Below are 18078 nucleotides of genomic sequence, written 5' to 3'. Positions count from 1 at the left end.
AAATCAAAGTTAACGACATGATACAGCTAAAAGATATAAACAAAACATACCACAACGGGGCACCGCTCCATGTGTTGAAAGGCATCGATCTGACTATCGAAAAAGGTGAATTTGTTTCCATTATGGGAGCATCGGGTTCGGGAAAGTCTACCTTATTAAATATATTAGGCATCTTGGATAATTACGATTCAGGCGAATATTACCTGAACGATGTACTTATCAAAGACCTGAGCGAAACCCGTGCGGCGGAATACCGGAACCGGATGATTGGGTTCATCTTCCAGTCATTTAATCTGATTTCGTTCAAGAATGCCATGGAAAACGTGGCATTGCCTTTGTTCTATCAGGGCGTAGGACGCAAGAAGCGGAACGAGCTTGCCATGGAATACCTCGATAAGTTGGGATTGAAAGAATGGGCACACCACATGCCCAACGAGCTTTCCGGAGGACAAAAGCAACGTGTAGCTATTGCCCGTGCCTTGATATCGAAACCCGAAATCATCCTTGCCGATGAGCCAACCGGGGCTTTAGATAGCAAGACTTCGGTGGAAGTGATGAACATCTTAAAAGACTTGCACGACCGAGAAGGGCTGACCATAGTCGTGGTGACCCACGAAAGCGGAGTAGCTAACCAAACCAATAAGATTATCCATATCAAGGACGGCATCATCGAGCGGATAGAAGACAACATCGACCACAACGCATCTCCATTCGGAAAAGGCGGATTCATGAAATAGCAAGACAATGATTGATTTAATAGAAGAAATATACGGCACCATTATGCGCAACAAATTGCGCACGGCATTGACGGGCTTTTCCGTGGCATGGGGCATCTTTATGCTTATCGTCCTGCTGGGTGCGGGCAACGGATTGATTCATGCGTTCGAAGGGCAATCGAAAGACATGAAAATGAATTCGATGAAAATCTATCCCGGATATACTTCGAAAGTGTATAAAGGCATGCAAGAAGGGCGGAGCATTTCGTTGGACAACCGGGACCGGGAACTAAGCGCTACGGCTTTTCCTGAACATGTCATTACCACCGGAGCTACAATTAGCCAAAGCAATGTGACCTTAATCAATGGAAAAGAATTCCTGTCAATCAGCATCGACGGTGTATTCCCGAATTATCCCGAACTGGAGGCTGTCAAGTTAAAAGAAGGACGTTTCATCAACGAACGCGATATGCAGGAACAACGTAAAATATTGGTCTTGCATCAGAAAACGGTTGAAACCTTGTTCCCTCACCAACGTGCTATCGGGAAATACATAAATGCCAACGGAGTGGTTTATCAAATCGTAGGCATCTACGAAGACCAAAACAGCTTTTCTCCTTCGGCACTGGCTCCCTTTACCACCATACAAGCGGTATATGCCAAAGGGGATAGCATCGACAATATCACGTTTACCACACAAGGATTGACAAGCGAAGAAGACAATGACGTATTTGAATCCAATTACCGCCGGATGCTGGGAGAACAAAAACAATTCGACCCCACCGATGACGGAGCTATCTGGATATGGAACCGCTTTTCGCAATACCTCCAGCAACAGACCGCCACACAAATCTTGCATATCGCCATTTGGGTTATCGGCATTTTTACGTTATTGAGCGGTATTGTAGGTGTAAGCAACATCATGCTGATTACGGTGCGCGAGCGGACTCATGAGTTCGGCATCCGAAAAGCATTGGGAGCCAAGCCGATGTCTATCCTTTGGCTGATTATCTCGGAAAGTGTCACCATTACGACTTTCTTCGGATACCTCGGTATGGTGGCAGGCATTGCCGTGACCGAATATATGAATGTAGTAGCGGGCAAGCAGACCATGGATATGGGTGTATTTTCGATGACTTTCTTCGAGAATCCGACCGTAGACTTGTCTATTGCCATCGAAGCGACATTAACTTTAATTATCGCCGGAACATTAGCCGGACTCTTCCCTGCCCTTAAAGCGGTAAGAATCCGTCCGATAGAGGCATTAAGAGCAGAATGATATGAAACTTTTCGATTTAGACGTTTGGGAAGAAATACTGGTTACCATAACCCGGAACAAGACCCGAAGCCTCTTGACGGCTTTCGGTATCTTTTGGGGCATCTTTATGCTGATAGCCCTCATGGGCGGGGCACAAGGCATGCAAGACATGCTTTCACGCGAATTTGAAGGCTTTGCTACGAACTCCGGATTTATGGGTTCCAACAAGACCGGCAAGGCTTACAAGGGATTCCAGCAAGGACGCTATTGGGATTTGGAGAATAGCGATGTAGACCGCATCCGCCGGAGTGTGAGTGAAATAGACATCATCACTCCCAGTCTTGCCAAATGGGGACTGGACATAATCTATAACGAACAAAAGATATCCGGCACTTTAAAAGGGCTATATCCAGAATATGGGAAAATCGAAGAACCTCTGATTACGTATGGCAGATACTTAAACGACATGGATATACAAGAACGCCGGAGAGTATGCATCATCGGGAAGCGTATCTATGAATCATTATTCCCAGGCGGAGAAGACCCTTGCGGAAAATACATCAAGATTAATGGCATCTATTATCAAGTAATTGGAGTAAGCATGTCTACCGGAAATATTTCCATACAAGGACGTTCGGAGACTTCGGTCATTATCCCTTTCTCTACCATGCAACAAAATTATAACTTCGGGCAGAAAGTGCAATTGTTGTGCTATACTGCCAAGAAAGGATATTCCATTAGCGAAGTGGAAAAGAAGGTAGACCAAGTAGTGAAACAAGCCCATTACATCCATCCCGATGATAGCCAAGCGACTATTTTAGTGAATGCCGAAGCGATATTCAGCATGATGGACAATTTGTTTTCGGGCATCCGCATCTTGGGCTGGATGGTCGGATTGGGCACTTTGCTTGCCGGAGCCATTGGTGTAAGTAATATTATGATGGTTACGGTGAAAGAGCGGACTACGGAAATCGGTATCCGGCGTGCCATAGGTGCCAAGCCCAATGACATATTGCAGCAAATCTTATCGGAAAGTATGGTATTGACAATCATAGCCGGAATGGCAGGCATCGCTTTTGCGGTCTTCCTGTTGAATGCAGTAGAAGTCGGGACTTCCGAGCCTACTGCGCCGACCCATTTCCTCATCAGTTTTGGAGAAGCCATAGGGGCTTGCCTGTTATTATTGGTATTGGGATTGCTTGCCGGACTTGCCCCTGCCTACCGTGCCATGTCGGTCAAGCCGATTGATGCCATCCGTGATGAATGAAAAAGAAACAAATAAAAAAAGAAAGCTATATGAAGAAGTTTATGAAAATAGCGGTATTGGTATTGATAGCCGCTATATTTATCGGAACCTTCGTGTTCCTCTATCAAAAGTCCCAACCGGAAGTGGTTAGTTATCAGATTCTGAAAGCCGAGACAAAAGATTTGGTGCAAACCACGGTTGCTACAGGTAAAATAGAGCCGCGCGATGAAGTGGAAATCAAGCCGCAAATATCCGGAATCATTGCCGAAGTGTATAAAGAAGCCGGACAAACCGTACAACAAGGAGAAGTGATAGCCAAAGTCAAAGTGATTCCCGAATTGGGTACGCTCAACTCGGCAGAAAGCCGCGTGCGCCTGGCTGAGATGAACGGGAAGCAAGCCGAAATCGACTTGGAACGCATGGAGAAATTATACAACGACAAATTGGTGAGCAACGAGGAATATGAAAAAACCTTGCTTGCAGCCAAACAAGCCCGCGAAGAACTTCAAGCGGCAAAAGACAATCTGGAAATCGTGAAGGAAGGCATCACCAAGAGCAGTGCCTCATTCAGCAGCACCTTAATCCGTTCCACTATCACCGGATTGATTTTGGATGTGCCTATCAAAGTCGGAAATTCCGTAATCATGAGCAACACGTTCAATGACGGTACGACCATAGCCACCGTAGCCGATATGAGCGATCTGATATTCCGAGGCAATGTAGACGAAACGGAAGTAGGGCGCATCCGCGAAGGCATCCCTGTAAAAATAACCCTAGGAGCCTTGCAAAATATGAAATTCGATGCCGTACTGGAATATATTTCTCCTAAGAGCATTGAAAACAACGGCGCCAACCAGTTCGAAATCAAAGCTGCTATTACCGTACCCGATAGCGTAACCATCCGTTCGGGCTATAGTGCCAATGCCGAAATGGTCTTGCAACAAGCAAATGATGCACTGACCATACCCGAAAGTGCAGTAGAGTTTAGCAATGATTCCACCTTTGTATATGTCCTGACCGATAGTGTTCCTACACAAACATTTGAACGCCGTTTGATTGCTACAGGCATCAGCAATGGTATTGATACCGAAGTAAAACAAGGCTTAAAAGCCGGAGAATCTGTACGTGGACTTAAGATTGAAAAATAAACTTCGCATAAATATGAAACCGAAATATCTACTTATATTCACCTCAATGGTATGCCTTCCCTTACATGCCCAACAGGAATGGACATTAAAGCAATGCATCGACTATGCCATTGAACATAACCTGACTATCAAGCAACAAGAAGCCAATGCCGAACAAAGCCGGGTAGAACTGAGTACGGCTAAGAACAGCCGCTTGCCCAACTTGAGCGGAAGTGCTTCCCATTCATTCAGCTTTGGACGAAGCTTGCAGGCGGATAATACGTACAATAGTATCAATACGCAAAACACAAGTTTCAACCTCTCTACCAGTGTCCCGCTTTTCACCGGTTTGCAAATCCCCAATAACATTGCTCTTTCCAAATTAAATTTAAAGGCGGCTCTTGAAGATTTGAATGCAGCCAAAGAAAACATCAGCATTCAGGTAGCATCCAATTACCTTCAAGTACTTTTCAATAAAGAACTTGCCCAGGTGGCTCACAAACAAGTGGATTTAAGTAAAGAAATGTTGACGCAAAAGGAAGCATTCTTTCAAAACGGGAAAGCTTCGGAATCGGAACTTTATGAAGCCAAGTCCCGCGTAGCGCAAGATGAATTTTCAGCAGTGCAAGCCGATAATAATTACCAATTATCCTTACTCGACCTCAGTCAATTACTTGAACTTTCATCGCCTGATAGCTTCGCTATCGCTTCTCCTCAAGCGGATATCATCGAAAACTTAGGTACGCCGCTTCCTCCAGCCGATATCTATTCCGAAGCATTATTGATAAAACCTACGATTAAAGCTGCCCAATACCGTTTAGAAGGCGCACAAAAGAGCATCCGCATAGCTCAAAGCGCTTATTATCCGCAATTAAGCCTAGGTGCAGGGCTAAGTACCAATTATTATAACATGTCGGGAAGAGAAAACAACAGCTTCAGTTCACAATTGCGTGATAACTTTAGCCAATATGTAGGATTGACGTTGAGTGTCCCGATTTTCAACCGTCTTGCTACACGAAACCGAGTACGGAGCGCACGTATCCAACAGACTACACTAGGCTGGCAATTGGAAGACAGCAAAAAAAACTTGTATAAAGAAATTCAACAGGCATATTATAACACGTTGAGTGCTCAGACACAATATACCAGCAGCCAGACCGCAACCGAAGCTGCACAAGCCTCGTTCGACCTGATGAAGGAGAAATACCTGAACGGAAAAGCCAATGCTACGGAATACAACGAGTCGCGAACGGCATGGATGAAAGCGGTGTCCGACCAACTTCAAGCCAAATACAATTACCTGTTCCGCTTCAAGATTTTGGATTTCTACCGAGGCATTCCGCTAGAGTTGAAATAAAAATAAAATAAATAGTTTACAATGAATAGTGAACAGTTTATAACGGTTAACTGAAAAATCCATCGTTATTAACTGTTCACTAGAAACTATCCACTAATAAATTTGCTTCCTTTATTCCAAGTGCAGATACACTTTTAGCGTATCGACATACTCTTCGAAAGCAGCCTTCCCTTCAGGAGTGATGCGGCAAGTGGTACGGGGGCGTTTCCCTTCAAATCCTTTTTCAATAATGATGTAACCCGCCCCCGACAGCTTATCAAGCTGCACACTCAGATTGCCGGCGGTAGATTCGGTCTTTTCTTTCAAGTAAACGAAATCAGCTTCCTCTTTCACCATCAGGATAGACATCACGCCAAGCCTTAGCTGGGAATGCAGTAGGGGATTCAGTTCTTTCGGCATAACTTCTTGGCTTTACGGTTAATGATATGCCCCGGAATGATGGTCATCAGGGTAAAACTAAGAATATATAGAGGTATTGCCCAAACCACATAAAGCGGAATGTCACAAATAGCACAACTTGCCACAATACCGCCTGCGACTATACTGAATAGCCCTCCGAACGTCAAGCTTCGTTCACGGATAATAATCCCTTCCGCCACGCTTCCGAATCCGACAATGATGAAGGCGTATGCAAACATCAATACCCAGCAGTTGTATCCGTAAAACATGAAAACCACACAAATAGCTACAAATAAGCAAGCGATAATGCCCACACTCTTCCAAATTCCAGCAGAAATCTTATCAATGTAGCTAGACGAAAGCGGCTTTATGTTAGTTTCTTTTCTTTTTTGTTTTTGCATAACCGGATACCCGATAAGAGGTATCAGAAACCAAAGCCAGTTAACCAAGGGATTATTTCCGGTCAGCATTATCATGACATAGACAAGAATAGCCGTACATACCGATACATATCCCCATATCAAGAGGACATTCCCGTCGCCCACTTCCAGTTTATTTTTCGTCTCCTGAATCATCCGAGTGATGAGCTCCAAGCTTTCTCTTTCGTTTAATTTCTTTTCTTCCATAATTACAAAATGGTTTATATTATAAACTAAATAGGTTAAATGAAAGCAGGAATGCGCGCTTCTTCCTGCTTTCATCTGCAAATATAGAATAGTTTATATTATAAACCAAATAAAAATGAAAAATTTTGCATCTGTTATGCTTTTAGATATAAACGAGGCTGTCTCAAAATATAAATAAGCTTTCATTTTGTCATCCTGAACGTAGTGAAGGATCTCGAATACACAAGCTAATGCACACGAGATTCTTCGCTATGCTCAGAATGACATTACTTTTTGATAGGCTATTCTCATTTAAGACAACCTCTTTAATGCTTTATACACCACTGAATGCACTGAAACCACCGTCTACAGCCAATACAGCACCTGTAATGAAACTTGCAGCATCGCTACACAAGAACTGTACTGCACCATTCAATTCAGAAATATCTCCGAAACGGCGCATCGGAGTCTTGGCAATGACTTTCTTGCTACGGTCGGTAAGCGAACCGTCCGGATTAATCAGGATGGCACGGTTTTGGTTTCCAATGAAGAAGCCCGGAGCAATGGCGTTCACACGAATCTTTTCACTGAACTTAATTGCCATTTCTTGAGCCATCCAGCGAGTGAAATTCTCTACAGCACTCTTAGCCATCGAATAACCCGGAACACGGGTAATAGACTCATAAGCCGCCATTGAAGATACATTCACAATAGCACCGCTTTGTTGCTTAGCCATAATTTCACCGAATACCAGACACGGATATACCGTACCGTTTAAGTTCAAATCAACAACCTTATCCAAATCTTCAACTTTCATATCAAAGATATTTTGGTCTACCGTTAATGTACCGCCCGGAATATTACCTCCTGCTGCATTAACCAAAATATCGACACGCCCCCATTGAGCCAGCACTTCATCCTTAACCGCATTCAGGCTTGCTATGTCAAGCACATTACAAACGGTACCTTTTACATCACTTCCTGCCGCTTTCAGGCGTTCTACTGCTGCATCTACACGGTCTTTATGCGCACCGATAATAATCACCTTAGCACCTGCACGCAAAAAACCTTCTGCAATATTACTTCCTAACACTCCGGAACCACCAGTTACAACTGCCACTTTTCCGGCAATACTGAAAATTTCATTCATACTATTTTATTTAAATTTAAAATGGATATTTACACTATTTATTCTCTAACTTACTGGAGCACTCCCTGCAAACGCCCTTTACCATATAATTGATGCCATGCATGTCAAAACCTTCCGGCAAATGGACAACAGGTACATGGATTCCCCGGAAACAGAATGTACGATGACATTTTTCACAATAAAAATGTATGTGCATATCATCCACACTACACGTTTCTTCATTCGAACACACTTCATATTTCAATGAACCGCTACCATCTTCTATATCATGTATCAAATGATGTGACAAGAACACATTCAAAGTACGGAATATCGTTGATTTATCCACTGTTTCCAACAGGTTCTCCAAATCAAGCAACGATACCGGACGTTGTGCGTCTTCCAATGCTTTAAACACTAAAATACGGACCGCAGTAGGTTTCACTCCCTTTTTCTCTAACCGGGTGATATGATATTGATTCATCTCTATAAAAATGTTTTCCCTTTCATGCTTTCAGGTTTAGAATGCAAATTAAACAAAAAAACAGAAACCTGCATCATAAAACCGACAATTGTTTAAATAAAAAGGATTATTTTCCCCCGCCCAAGGTTTTCCAAGCCAATGAACTGAACGCTGCCCCTATAAACGGAGCCACAATGAAGAGCCAAAGCTGGTCGAGAGCTTGTCCGCCTTCGACCAATGCCGGACCAATACTCCGCGCCGGATTGACCGAAGTGCCCGTTATCGGAATGCAAACGATGTGAATCAAGACCAAAGCCAAACCAATAGCCAGACCGGCAAAGTTGCCTGCCCCTTTCTTTTTATCAGTAGCACCTAATACAACCAATACAAAAATAAAAGTAAACACCGCTTCGGCAATAAATGCTTGAGCCATTTCGCCTTGGTCGAACGAATTGGCACCTGATATAGTCGGTCCTCCATGCCCGCCCGTAGAAATCAGCAATACCAAAATCAACGAACCGATAATACCGCCTATAACCTGAAAAACCATATACATCAGCGCATCACGGTTCGTCATACGTCCCGACATCCATACCCCCAAAGTGATAGCCGGATTGATATGGCATCCCGAAACATTCCCTATCGTATAAGCCATAGCCACTACCGACAAGCCAAAAGCCAAGGCAACTCCGATTGTACCTACTCCTGTACCTAATGCATCTGCCGCATTTCCGGCAAATACCGCACTTCCGCATCCCATCAGGACAAGCACCATTGTCCCAATCATTTCTGCTAAATACTTTCTCATAAACACAACGATTTAGGTTAAACATCTAATTAATCGCCTCTAATTTACAAAAAAATATTGGGATTTATCATAATTTGAAGTATATTTGTAACGAAGTTTAGGTAAAGAGTCTTTTCGAAAAGACAATTTACAATTTATAATTGAACTGTTACACCTAAAAAACATACAACTATGAACATGCAAAGTATTGGCGAAAGCGCAGGCATCATCTGGAAATTACTGGATGGTGACAACAGAAAATGGGAATACCAAGAACTGAAAAATGCAACGGGATTGCGTGACCGTGAATTGAATGCTGCTATCGGATGGCTGGCAAGAGAAGGTAAAATCCAATTTGAAGAAGGCGACCAACAACATCCAAGCGCATTGTACATCGAATTAAGTTATTATATCGGATGAAAATTGCTGAAAAGAAAAAAGCGCGATGAATAAAGAAACCTTTCTTCAACGCGCTTTTTCAGTTTGCAAGATTTTACTTATTTCAACTTAAAACACAATTCATCTTCTTTTTCACTTGCTTCAATCTTGTCTTCTCTCAACAACCAACCCAATCCTAAAAACAGGTCTTTATCTGCTTTCAGTTTAGCTGCTTTCTTCAGCTCTTTTTGAGTCATTCCTTTTTCTTTTCCATTCAGTGCTTCCCAGATTTGTCCGGCAATAACACCTGCTTTTTCTTTTAACATAATCTTTTGCTTTTAAATCGTAAAACTATTCTAACTCAGAAAAGTCTGTATAATCCGGCGCAAAAGTACAGAAAAAAACATCTTCTTGTACATTTTATGAAAGAAACTTTCACGTTATCTCGCAAAAAATGAACGGAAAACACTATTTTTCCCCTTTTTCTTGTAACATTTATTTAACAAGTTTTCCTTCTTCTTCCAAAAAATCACCAAAAATACGTGCAGCCAACTCAATCATGCGAGGACAAGGACGTTTGGCATAATATTGTGGCGTACGTTCTTCGGGAAGGGCAGTTATCGGCTCTTTCTTCGATAAGCCTAACAATTCTCCGCAAATCAACGTGCCGGTTTGTTCCTTGAATTTTGCGGCAAGTTCTTGTACCAAAGCATAATTGGCAGACTTGCTTGCACGGTCTGCCCCTACCACTGCACTACGTTCCAAGCCTGCAAGCAAAAACATGCCACATGCCGCCCCACACGTCATACGCATCCGTCCGATTCCGGCTCCAAACGAAGCCGACATCCGGAACGCTTGCTCTGGAGTAAAGCCATACAGGTCGGCGTATGCGCCTACCACCGATTGCGAACAATTATACCCTTCCTTAAACAATGCCACCGCTTTCGCTATCCGTTCTTCTTTTGTCATACTCAATCCTCCAATACATTATTAATAGGTGTACCGTTCATCCATGCCTTCAGATTCTCTACCACTTGCGCCATCAGCCTTTCGCGGGCTTCATGAGTTGCCCAGGCGATATGAGGTGTAATAAAACAGTTCTTCAGTTTTAGAAGCGGATTTCCCGATGAAGGAGGTTCAGATGAAAGCACATCCAGCCCTGCTCCGAGCAACTTACCGCTCAACAAAGCACGCTCCAAAGCTTTCTCGTCTATCAGCCCTCCCCTGCCTGTATTAATCAAAATTGCTCCTTGTTTCATCAGGGACAGGCGGAACGAGTTTACCATTTCTTTGGTTTCGGGAGTCAGCGGACAATGCAGGCTCACGATATCACATGTAGAGAACACATCATTCAGCTTCGCTTTCTCGTATTCTCTCGGCAATTTTGTATCCATCTTGTGCGGACAAACCACCACTTTCATGCCAAATGCCAAAGCCACCTTAGCCATAGCCTGACCGATATGGCCGAAACCTACCAATCCGATGCGCTTGCCTTTCAATTCAATCAAAGGCGTATCGCGATACGAAAAATCTGACTGGGCACTCCATACACCGTTATGCACCTCGTGCGCATAATGACCTACCCGAAGCGTAATGTTCAGAATATGGGCAAAAGCCATCTGCACCACCGAATCGGTACTATATGCAGGAATATTGGTCACTACAATCCCCCGTTCGCGGGCAGCATTCAAGTCGATAATGTTATACCCTGTAGCCAACACGCCAATGTATTTCAAGTCGGGCAGATGTTCGATTGTAGAACGGTCGAGCACCACTTTGTTGGTCAATACCACCTCAGCTCCCTCGGCTCTTCTGATCACTTCATCAGGCTCCGTACGGTCGTGCACCGTCACCTCTCCCAATTCATTCAACTCTTCCCAATCCCTTTCGCCTTGATTCAAGGTATATCCGTCTAATACTACTATTTTCATACGCTTTATTTTAATTTATTCTTTAAACCGTTCACCCCATAATTGCACCATGCGGTCTTTCAACTTCTGCTCTGCCGGATTCTCTTGCGCATGCCAGAAACGTTGCGCCTGAATCCCGTCGGGCAAGAATTGTTGCACCACAAAATGGTCTTTATAATCATGGGCATATTTATAATTTTGGGCATATCCCAATTGCTTCATCAACTTGGTAGGAGCGTTGCGCAAGTGCAAAGGCACGGGCAGATTCCCCGTATTGCGCACGGTTTCGAGTGCCGAATTAATGCCCATGTATGCCGAATTGCTCTTCGGGCTTGTGGCAAGATAAACCGTAGCCTCAGCCAAGGGAATACGTCCTTCGGGCCAGCCTATCTTCATCACGGCATCGAACGCGGCATTCGCCAAGAGCAAGGCATTGGGATTAGCCAACCCGATGTCTTCGGATGCCGAAATAACCAGACGCCGGGCAATGAACGCAGGGTCTTCGCCTCCCTCCACCATGCGGGCAAGCCAATAGAGCGCCCCGTCGGGATCACTTCCCCTTATCGACTTGATGAAAGCCGAAATGATATCGTAATGCATTTCCCCGTCTTTATCGTATGCCAACGGGTTCTGCTGCAAGCGTTCCACCACCTTTTCATCCGTAATCACAATCGGGTCCGAATCGTCCGCTTCTACCACTAATTCTAAAATGTTAAGCAATTTGCGCGCGTCACCTCCCGAATAGCGAAGCATCGCATCGGTCTCTTTTAATTCGATGTGCTTCTCCTTTAATATACTATCCTTCTCTAACGCATGATGAAGCAACTCTAATAAATCATCTTTTTCGAGCGATTTCAATACATAGAGCTGGCAACGCGAAAGCAAAGGACGGATGACTTCGAACGAAGGATTCTCCGTAGTAGCCCCTATCAGGGTCACCACTCCCGTCTCTACCGCCCCCAACAATGAATCTTGCTGGGACTTGCTGAACCGATGGATTTCATCAATAAACAAAATCGGGCTTTGACTGGAAAAGAAACGCCCGTTACGAGCCTTCTCGATAACATCGCGCACTTCTTTTACTCCCGAAGTGACCGCACTCAGCGTATAGAAAGGAACTTCTAATCGATTGGCTATGATTTGAGCCAACGTGGTCTTCCCTACTCCCGGAGGCCCCCATAAGATAAAAGAGGATATGCGGCCCGCATCAATCATCCGCCTCAACACAGCCCCTTCTCCCACCAAATGCTTTTGTCCTATATAGTCGTCCAACGTCCTCGGACGCATCCGTTCTGCCAATGGTTGTGCCATAATCCAAATATTTAGTCCGTACAAAAGTAACGAATTTCATGAATCAATGAAGAAGCAAAAAGATAAATTTATAAAAAACGCAAACGTACGGGCAATAAAAAAAGCCTCTTTTCACAAAGAAGCTTTTTTAAGTTTTCAATAGGTATTAGTTTTTTTTTTAAGGTAAAAAGATTGTTTTCAGGATAACGCTACAAAGATGAGGCCTTTTTTCGAACTAAACAAATAAAAAAGTATGTCTTTAAACATGTTTTTCTATTTCGTTTCATTTCTCTTTCTTTGCATTCTTTAAAGGCTTCAGCCTGTAATCGCGTTCCAAAGATAATCAAAATTCCTAAAAAACGAACAAAAGCGACGCTATTTTCCCGCAATACATTTCATAGCGAAAAAATCTTCTTCTCCACGATTAAGTCTTCTTCCGTCATCCGAGGCGAAGGAATGTTGCACATCCGGATAATATCTTCCGCCTGGCAGGTATAATCGTAATACATCTTTTCTTTTTCGTCCAGCGCCTCCAAAGCCTTCAATTCTCCCTTCAATTTCAGAAATTCATCGCGCGCAACGCTATCCGAATGTTTTACAAAAAGAATGCGCCGCGCCACAGGGTTATAATTGTAATCAAAACATAGGTAAAGCCCGCGCAGGAAAGGCGGACGGTCGTACATCGGGAGCTTCAGGCAGATGTAAAACAAAGAGAGTTGGGGCGAAGGGTTTTCATTGAACATCAGGTACAGATGATTGAACCCGTTCATCAGAGCCGTGCCCCAATGGGTCACCCCGTATGCATTGTTATGCCCCACCTCCACGTAATTCCCGCTTTCGGAAGGAGCAATGAGGTAAGGCTCTATCTTCAGGCTCCGGCTCCCCGAAGAAATGCTATAACTGGTGTAAATGCCACTAAAATTAAAGATACGCCCCATCGTCTCCTGCATATTGTTTTCCAGTTGGGCAAGAAACGGGCATCAGGTGTCTTCATGAACCGCCTTCGCCTGGTAATCCGTCGAGAACAAAGAGTCCTTCAACCGGGCAAGCGACCCGAGCAATTTCTTCTTCGATACGTTGTTCACCCATACAAGGGCATTATGCAAGGCTTCTTCCTCACTCATCCCTTTCTCAAGGTTCTTGAAATAAGCGGGAAGCACCGTCGAGTAAATAGCGGACAAGACGCTGGGCGAGAAACCTGCCCGCTCCGCCATGTCCTTCATCTTGATGCCTTTCTGGCGCAAGAAAGTCATGCGCTCGTATATTTCTTTCAATTCCTCCATAAACACGATATGCTTTGAGCACGAAGTTAAACAAAATTCTTCAAATATCTGCCCCGAAGCACGCATATAGTTGCGTTGCCCGATGCATATAGCCGCATCGGACAACGCAACTATATGCATTCACCATTCCTCATATTACAAACCTGTTTCATTCCTGTGTAAGTTTTATGTCTATATTGTAAAAGAATCGTTTCAGGAATGTTTCTGAATTATTACGCGGATATGATTCCTGCTTTATTCATTTTTCACCTGCGGGCAAGGCTCTACTTTTGCACCGGAATCAAAAAACGGAAAGATAAACATGAAAACTCAAACACAAACCATACCCGGAAGAAAAAGCCCGATGCCCGACTGGCTTTTCGTGCTTTGGGCAGGAGGAACGGCGTTGCTCTCCTATTCCTTGGTCTACGCCCTGCGCAAGCCTTTCACGGCGGCAGAGTTCGAAGGGCTTCAGGTGTACGGAATGGATTACAAGATAGCCGTAAGCATCATCCAATTGTTAGGCTATGTAAGCGCAAAATTATTAGGCATCAAGTACATCTCCGAACTGAGACCCGAAGGACGGTTGAAGTTCATCATCGGTTCGGCTGCCCTATCCGAACTCTCGCTCATCGCCTTCGGTATGCTCCCTATACCTTATAATATAGTAGCGCTCTACTTCAACGGGCTTTCCTTGGGCTGCATGTGGGGCGTGATATTCAGTTTCCTCGAAGGAAGGCGCACCACCGACATCCTTGCCAGCATCATGGGAGTAAGCATGGCACTCAGTTCGGGCGTGGCGAAATCTTTGGGGCTTTACGCGCTCAACCAGCTTCATGTAAGCGAGTTCTGGATGCCTGCCCTTATCGGAGCCGCGGCTTTCCCTTTGCTTTGCTTCATGGGCTTTCGCGCAAATCGACTCGATAGCCACCTTTGTCCTGTTGGCGGTATTCGCCTTATTGGCAACAACTTACAACCACCTGAAAGTGCTCTGCATGCTTCTGATGCTCTCTACGGTCGGAATGGGAACCTTGGCTTTCTTAGGAGCGACCGAAGGGAATGAAACTATCCCTACCACCATTTGGCTCTTCCTTCAAAGCCTCTGCCTGGACATCGCCTACCTGAGCTTCCAAACCATCTTCTTCGAACGCTTTATCGCTTGCTTCAAGATAAAAGGGAATGTGAGATTCTTCATCATCACCATCGACTTTGTGGGCTATTTAGGCACACTCGGCCTGTTGCTCTTCAAAGAGTTCTGCGCTTCCCACATCGACTGGACATCCTTCTACAACCACATGAGCCTATACATCGGCGTGGCATGTTGCTTTGCCTTTATCGCTTCGTTGGTCTACATGATTCATGTCCGCAACCGCAAGCAAGGACCTCTGCCCGAGAAAGCGGAAGAGGCGGAGATAGAAGAAACTGAAAAAGAAAATACTATCTACTTAACAACTACTGCTATATGAAAAAGATTGAATGTGTGATTTTAGACTGGGCGGGAACCGCCGTTGACTATGGATGTTTTGCACCGGTATCGGCTTTCATCGAAAGCTTCCGTACATTGGGACTCGAAGTGAGTGCGGCAGAGACCCGCGCCCACATGGGATTGACCAAAATTGAAGAAATCCGCGCTTTATTCCGCATTGACCACGTGAGCCAAGCCTTCCGTGAGAAATACGGACGCAACTATAACGAAAACGATATTCAGGCTTGCTATGCCGAGTTCCAACGCTTGCTCTTCAGCACCTTGCGCAACTATTCGGGACCAATAGCCCATGTAGTTGAAACCATCGATACGTTACGCGGCATGGGTATCCTGATTGGCTCCACCACAGGATATACCCAAGAAATGATGGACATCGTGATTCCTTCCGCCGCCGAACAAGGATATAAGGTAGATAATTGCGTCACTTCGGACAACCTGCCCGCCGGACGTCCTTATCCATATATGATATACAAGAACATGTGCGACCTCGCCATCCCTTCACGCTTCTCGGTATTGAAATACGGCGATACGATTTCCGACATCAAGGAAGGAGTAAATGCCGGAGTATGGAGCGTGGGCGTTATCTTGGGAAGCAATGAATTGGGATTGACCGAAGAAGAAGTACGGAACATGCCCGAAGAAGAACTGAAAGCACGTATGCTCGAAGTGAGATACCGCATGTATGCCGCCGGAGCGCACTATGTAGTAGATTCCATCAAAGAGCTGCCCGCACTGATTGAAGCCATCAACACACGCATGAACAACGAAACACTTTAATAACAAATTACAAACGCAGAGACGCAAAGACGCGGAGGAATATTTAGAAGCAGATAAAGGGAGTTAGAAGAAGTTATGCCTTCGGCAGGAGTTAAATGCCAATACTCTTGTGGTGTTGGCTTCTAACTCCCTATAACTCCCTGAAATAACTCCTTTTTACTCCTTAAATTAAAATCTTTGCGCTTTCGCGTCTCTGCGTTCAAATTATACCAAACATTTTTAGAACTTTAATACTTAACCAATATGAGATTGACCCCCGGACCGTTAACCACAAGTGAAACCGTAAAAGAAGCCATGATGAGCGATTGGTGCACGTGGGACGAAGACTATAACGTAGGCATTGTAGAAGTAATCCGCAAGGAATTGGTAGAATTAGCAAGCAGCCGTCCCGAAGAATATACCGCCGTATTGATGCAAGGAAGCGGAAGCTTTTGCGTAGAAGCGACATTGGGTTCGGTTATCCGCCCCGAAGACCATCTGTTAGTAGCCGCCAACGGAGCCTACGGAAAACGTATGGGCGTAATCGCCGATTATTATCACTTGAATTATCACCTGATGAAGTTCGAGGAAACCCAGCAGGTAGACCCGGCACAAGTAGATGCCTATCTGAACGAACATCCCGAAGTGACACACGTATCTGTAGTGCATTGCGAAACCACCACAGGTGTGCTCAATCCGTTAGAAGCGATAGCCGAAGTGGTAAAACGCCACGGTAAAGTATTAATCGTAGATGCTATGAGCAGCTTCGGAGGCGTGCCTATCGACATGGCAAAATTGGGCATCGACTTCATGATTAGTTCCGCCAACAAGTGCATCCAAGGAGTTCCCGGATTCGGCTTCATCTTGGCACGCCGCTCCCTCTTGGAACAATGCAAAGGCGTAGCACGCTCGCTCTCGCTCGACCTCTACGACCAATGGGAAACCATGGAAAAAGGACACGGCAAATGGCGTTTCACCTCGCCTACCCACGTGGTACGCGCCTTCATGCAAGCCCTTAAGGAACTGAAAGCAGAAGGAGGCATCTCCGCCCGTCATGCCCGTTATAGTGAAAACCACCGTACACTGGTAGAAGGCATGCGCTCACTGGGATTCCGTACCCTGCTGCCCGATGAAGCACAATCGCCTGTCATCACCTCATTCTATTATCCCTCGGCAGATTTCAACTTCAAGGATTTCTATCAGAAGCTGAAAGCGAAAGGCTTTGTCATCTATCCGGGTAAAATCTCTCAAGCTGATACCTTCCGCATCGGAAACATCGGCGATGTATTCCCCGCCGACTTTACCCGCCTGATTGAAGCGATTAAGGAAATACGATAAAAGTATAAAATTAAATGAATGTCCGCATTCACCAAATTAATTGTAGTTTCAAAGCGTATACGACACGCCCCTACTTTGACTCTTTGCGGACATTCATTAAGAATTACACACTATTTATAATCCACAAAATAAAAGATGAAAATTCCAACCTTCAAATGTACTATGATTAATAGCATAATAAGAATTCACACCTATAGATGATAAATCTAAAGATTGATTATGTATTTCTTCTCGCTTATTTTTTATTCTTCGAGATATAGCTTTCAAAATCAGATGCGAATTATATTCACTATATTCTTTATTCATTTTCAAATATAAAACGACAGAATCTATATCTTTCTTACTTATATTCGTTTTTTGTATAAAAGTTTGTACATCAATTATTTTTTTATCAGATACAATCTTCTCTTTAATATAATCATTTTTTCTTTTTTGAATGATATTATCATAAGTCGAATAAAACTTAGAAGCTGTTTTGATTTCATTCGATAAATCTGTTAAGCATGATTTGGATGAATGCAATCTGTACCATAGCTTCTGCGGTTTCAGCAAGGAATTCATAATCGATGGT

At 44.3% G+C, this 18078-nt stretch carries 18 protein-coding genes and 2 pseudogenes; 9 read left to right on the top strand and 11 right to left on the bottom strand.

Going from position 1 to position 18078, the window contains the following annotated elements; translation table 11 throughout:
* Positions 1–17: 17 nt before the first annotated feature.
* From B5F91_RS07135 to B5F91_RS07115, 5 genes are read left to right on the top strand one after another with little or no spacing between them, the layout of a single operon-like run.
* Positions 18–737: an ABC transporter ATP-binding protein gene (locus tag B5F91_RS07135; RefSeq protein ID WP_087428400.1), complete on the top strand. Its 720-nt coding sequence runs from the start codon at positions 18–20 to the stop codon at positions 735–737.
* 7 nt (positions 738–744) lie between these two features.
* The gene (locus B5F91_RS07130; protein WP_087428399.1) at positions 745–1995 is read left to right on the top strand and encodes an ABC transporter permease; all 1251 of its coding nucleotides are present in this window, start codon (positions 745–747) and stop codon (positions 1993–1995) included.
* Position 1996: 1 nt separating this feature from the next.
* Positions 1997–3241: an ABC transporter permease gene (locus B5F91_RS07125; protein WP_087428398.1), complete on the top strand. Its 1245-nt coding sequence runs from the start codon at positions 1997–1999 to the stop codon at positions 3239–3241.
* Positions 3242–3270: 29 nt separating this feature from the next.
* A complete protein-coding gene (locus tag B5F91_RS07120; protein ID WP_087428480.1) occupies positions 3271–4368 on the top strand; it encodes an efflux RND transporter periplasmic adaptor subunit in 1098 nt (365 codons plus the stop codon).
* 13 nt (positions 4369–4381) lie between these two features.
* Entirely contained in the window at positions 4382–5704 is a 1323-nt protein-coding gene (locus B5F91_RS07115; RefSeq protein ID WP_087428479.1) for a TolC family protein, read from the top strand.
* A 111-nt stretch (positions 5705–5815) separates the two neighbouring features.
* Here B5F91_RS07115 and B5F91_RS07110 read toward each other — a convergent pair whose 3' ends face one another.
* The 5 genes from B5F91_RS07110 to B5F91_RS07090 form a co-directional block, all read right to left on the bottom strand.
* Positions 5816–6103, bottom strand: coding sequence for a transcriptional regulator (locus B5F91_RS07110; RefSeq protein WP_087428397.1), 288 nt, complete (start codon positions 6101–6103; stop codon positions 5816–5818).
* Complete coding sequence (locus B5F91_RS07105; protein ID WP_087428396.1) at positions 6088–6729, bottom strand: hypothetical protein; 642 nt, start codon at positions 6727–6729, stop codon at positions 6088–6090. The genes B5F91_RS07110 and B5F91_RS07105 overlap by 16 nt, the downstream gene beginning before the upstream one ends.
* Before the next feature lie 313 nt (positions 6730–7042).
* Positions 7043–7858, bottom strand: coding sequence for an SDR family oxidoreductase (locus B5F91_RS07100; protein ID WP_087428395.1), 816 nt, complete (start codon positions 7856–7858; stop codon positions 7043–7045).
* A gap of 34 nt (positions 7859–7892) precedes the next feature.
* On the bottom strand, positions 7893–8327 hold the full coding sequence (locus B5F91_RS07095) for a transcriptional repressor (RefSeq protein WP_162611701.1): 435 nt from the start codon (positions 8325–8327) through the stop codon (positions 7893–7895).
* Between the two features lie 100 nt (positions 8328–8427).
* Positions 8428–9108: an MIP family channel protein gene (locus B5F91_RS07090; RefSeq protein WP_087428393.1), complete on the bottom strand. Its 681-nt coding sequence runs from the start codon at positions 9106–9108 to the stop codon at positions 8428–8430.
* A gap of 171 nt (positions 9109–9279) precedes the next feature.
* Between B5F91_RS07090 and B5F91_RS07085 the strand changes: the two genes are divergently transcribed.
* Entirely contained in the window at positions 9280–9507 is a 228-nt protein-coding gene (locus tag B5F91_RS07085) for a winged helix-turn-helix domain-containing protein (protein ID WP_087428392.1), read from the top strand.
* 77 nt (positions 9508–9584) lie between these two features.
* Here the strand turns inward: B5F91_RS07085 and B5F91_RS07080 are convergent, their stop codons facing one another.
* The 5 genes and pseudogenes from B5F91_RS07080 to B5F91_RS07060 all read right to left on the bottom strand — a co-directional run bounded on the left by B5F91_RS07080 (position 9585) and on the right by B5F91_RS07060 (position 13948).
* A complete protein-coding gene (locus tag B5F91_RS07080) occupies positions 9585–9791 on the bottom strand; it encodes a winged helix-turn-helix domain-containing protein (protein WP_087428391.1) in 207 nt (68 codons plus the stop codon).
* Between the two features lie 169 nt (positions 9792–9960).
* Positions 9961–10434: a C-GCAxxG-C-C family protein gene (locus B5F91_RS07075; protein WP_087428390.1), complete on the bottom strand. Its 474-nt coding sequence runs from the start codon at positions 10432–10434 to the stop codon at positions 9961–9963.
* A 2-nt stretch (positions 10435–10436) separates the two neighbouring features.
* The gene (locus B5F91_RS07070) at positions 10437–11396 is read right to left on the bottom strand and encodes a D-2-hydroxyacid dehydrogenase (RefSeq protein ID WP_087428389.1); all 960 of its coding nucleotides are present in this window, start codon (positions 11394–11396) and stop codon (positions 10437–10439) included.
* A gap of 15 nt (positions 11397–11411) precedes the next feature.
* Entirely contained in the window at positions 11412–12686 is a 1275-nt protein-coding gene (locus B5F91_RS07065; RefSeq protein ID WP_087428388.1) for a replication-associated recombination protein A, read from the bottom strand.
* A gap of 374 nt (positions 12687–13060) precedes the next feature.
* Positions 13061–13948, bottom strand: a pseudogene (locus tag B5F91_RS07060) (hypothetical protein).
* A gap of 301 nt (positions 13949–14249) precedes the next feature.
* On the opposite strand from B5F91_RS07060, the pseudogene B5F91_RS07055 reads away from it, so the two are divergent.
* The 3 genes and pseudogenes from B5F91_RS07055 to phnW all read left to right on the top strand — a co-directional run bounded on the left by B5F91_RS07055 (position 14250) and on the right by phnW (position 17507).
* Positions 14250–15393 (top strand): annotated as a pseudogene (locus tag B5F91_RS07055) (DUF5690 family protein).
* Positions 15390–16190: a phosphonoacetaldehyde hydrolase gene (gene phnX / locus B5F91_RS07050; RefSeq protein ID WP_087428387.1), complete on the top strand. Its 801-nt coding sequence runs from the start codon at positions 15390–15392 to the stop codon at positions 16188–16190. Before B5F91_RS07055 ends, phnX begins: the two are co-directional and overlap by 4 nt.
* A 243-nt stretch (positions 16191–16433) precedes the next feature.
* Positions 16434–17507: a 2-aminoethylphosphonate--pyruvate transaminase gene (phnW, locus tag B5F91_RS07045; protein ID WP_087428386.1), complete on the top strand. Its 1074-nt coding sequence runs from the start codon at positions 16434–16436 to the stop codon at positions 17505–17507.
* A 114-nt stretch (positions 17508–17621) separates the two neighbouring features.
* Here the strand turns inward: phnW and B5F91_RS15175 are convergent.
* Positions 17622–18078, bottom strand: a 457-nt coding sequence (locus B5F91_RS15175; protein WP_204244669.1) for a hypothetical protein, incomplete at its 5' end; no start/stop codon positions are given.

It is taken from the genome of Bacteroides sp. An322, from assembly GCF_002161765.1.
GTDB lineage: Bacteria > Bacteroidota > Bacteroidia > Bacteroidales > Bacteroidaceae > Phocaeicola > Phocaeicola merdavium.
Note: the sequence above shows the minus strand (reverse complement) of the source record. Positions and strands in the feature narration are given on the sequence as shown.

What these genes read in the sequence shown, in the direction of transcription:
- B5F91_RS07100 (WP_087428395.1), bottom strand. Translation starts at nt 7,858, where the DNA reads ATGAATGAAATTTTCAGTATTGCCGGAAAAGTGGCAGTTGTAACTGGT.
- B5F91_RS07085 (WP_087428392.1), top strand. Translation starts at nt 9,280, where the DNA reads ATGAACATGCAAAGTATTGGCGAAAGCGCAGGCATCATCTGGAAATTA.
- phnX (WP_087428387.1), top strand. Translation starts at nt 15,390, where the DNA reads ATGAAAAAGATTGAATGTGTGATTTTAGACTGGGCGGGAACCGCCGTT.
- B5F91_RS07105 (WP_087428396.1), bottom strand. Translation starts at nt 6,729, where the DNA reads ATGGAAGAAAAGAAATTAAACGAAAGAGAAAGCTTGGAGCTCATCACT.
- phnW (WP_087428386.1), top strand. Translation starts at nt 16,434, where the DNA reads ATGAGATTGACCCCCGGACCGTTAACCACAAGTGAAACCGTAAAAGAA.
- B5F91_RS07120 (WP_087428480.1), top strand. Translation starts at nt 3,271, where the DNA reads ATGAAGAAGTTTATGAAAATAGCGGTATTGGTATTGATAGCCGCTATA.
- B5F91_RS07135 (WP_087428400.1), top strand. Translation starts at nt 18, where the DNA reads ATGATACAGCTAAAAGATATAAACAAAACATACCACAACGGGGCACCG.
- B5F91_RS07125 (WP_087428398.1), top strand. Translation starts at nt 1,997, where the DNA reads ATGAAACTTTTCGATTTAGACGTTTGGGAAGAAATACTGGTTACCATA.
- B5F91_RS07065 (WP_087428388.1), bottom strand. Translation starts at nt 12,686, where the DNA reads ATGGCACAACCATTGGCAGAACGGATGCGTCCGAGGACGTTGGACGAC.
- B5F91_RS07070 (WP_087428389.1), bottom strand. Translation starts at nt 11,396, where the DNA reads ATGAAAATAGTAGTATTAGACGGATATACCTTGAATCAAGGCGAAAGG.
- B5F91_RS07080 (WP_087428391.1), bottom strand. Translation starts at nt 9,791, where the DNA reads ATGTTAAAAGAAAAAGCAGGTGTTATTGCCGGACAAATCTGGGAAGCA.
- B5F91_RS07110 (WP_087428397.1), bottom strand. Translation starts at nt 6,103, where the DNA reads ATGCCGAAAGAACTGAATCCCCTACTGCATTCCCAGCTAAGGCTTGGC.
- B5F91_RS07115 (WP_087428479.1), top strand. Translation starts at nt 4,382, where the DNA reads ATGAAACCGAAATATCTACTTATATTCACCTCAATGGTATGCCTTCCC.
- B5F91_RS07075 (WP_087428390.1), bottom strand. Translation starts at nt 10,434, where the DNA reads ATGACAAAAGAAGAACGGATAGCGAAAGCGGTGGCATTGTTTAAGGAA.
- B5F91_RS07090 (WP_087428393.1), bottom strand. Translation starts at nt 9,108, where the DNA reads ATGAGAAAGTATTTAGCAGAAATGATTGGGACAATGGTGCTTGTCCTG.
- B5F91_RS07130 (WP_087428399.1), top strand. Translation starts at nt 745, where the DNA reads ATGATTGATTTAATAGAAGAAATATACGGCACCATTATGCGCAACAAA.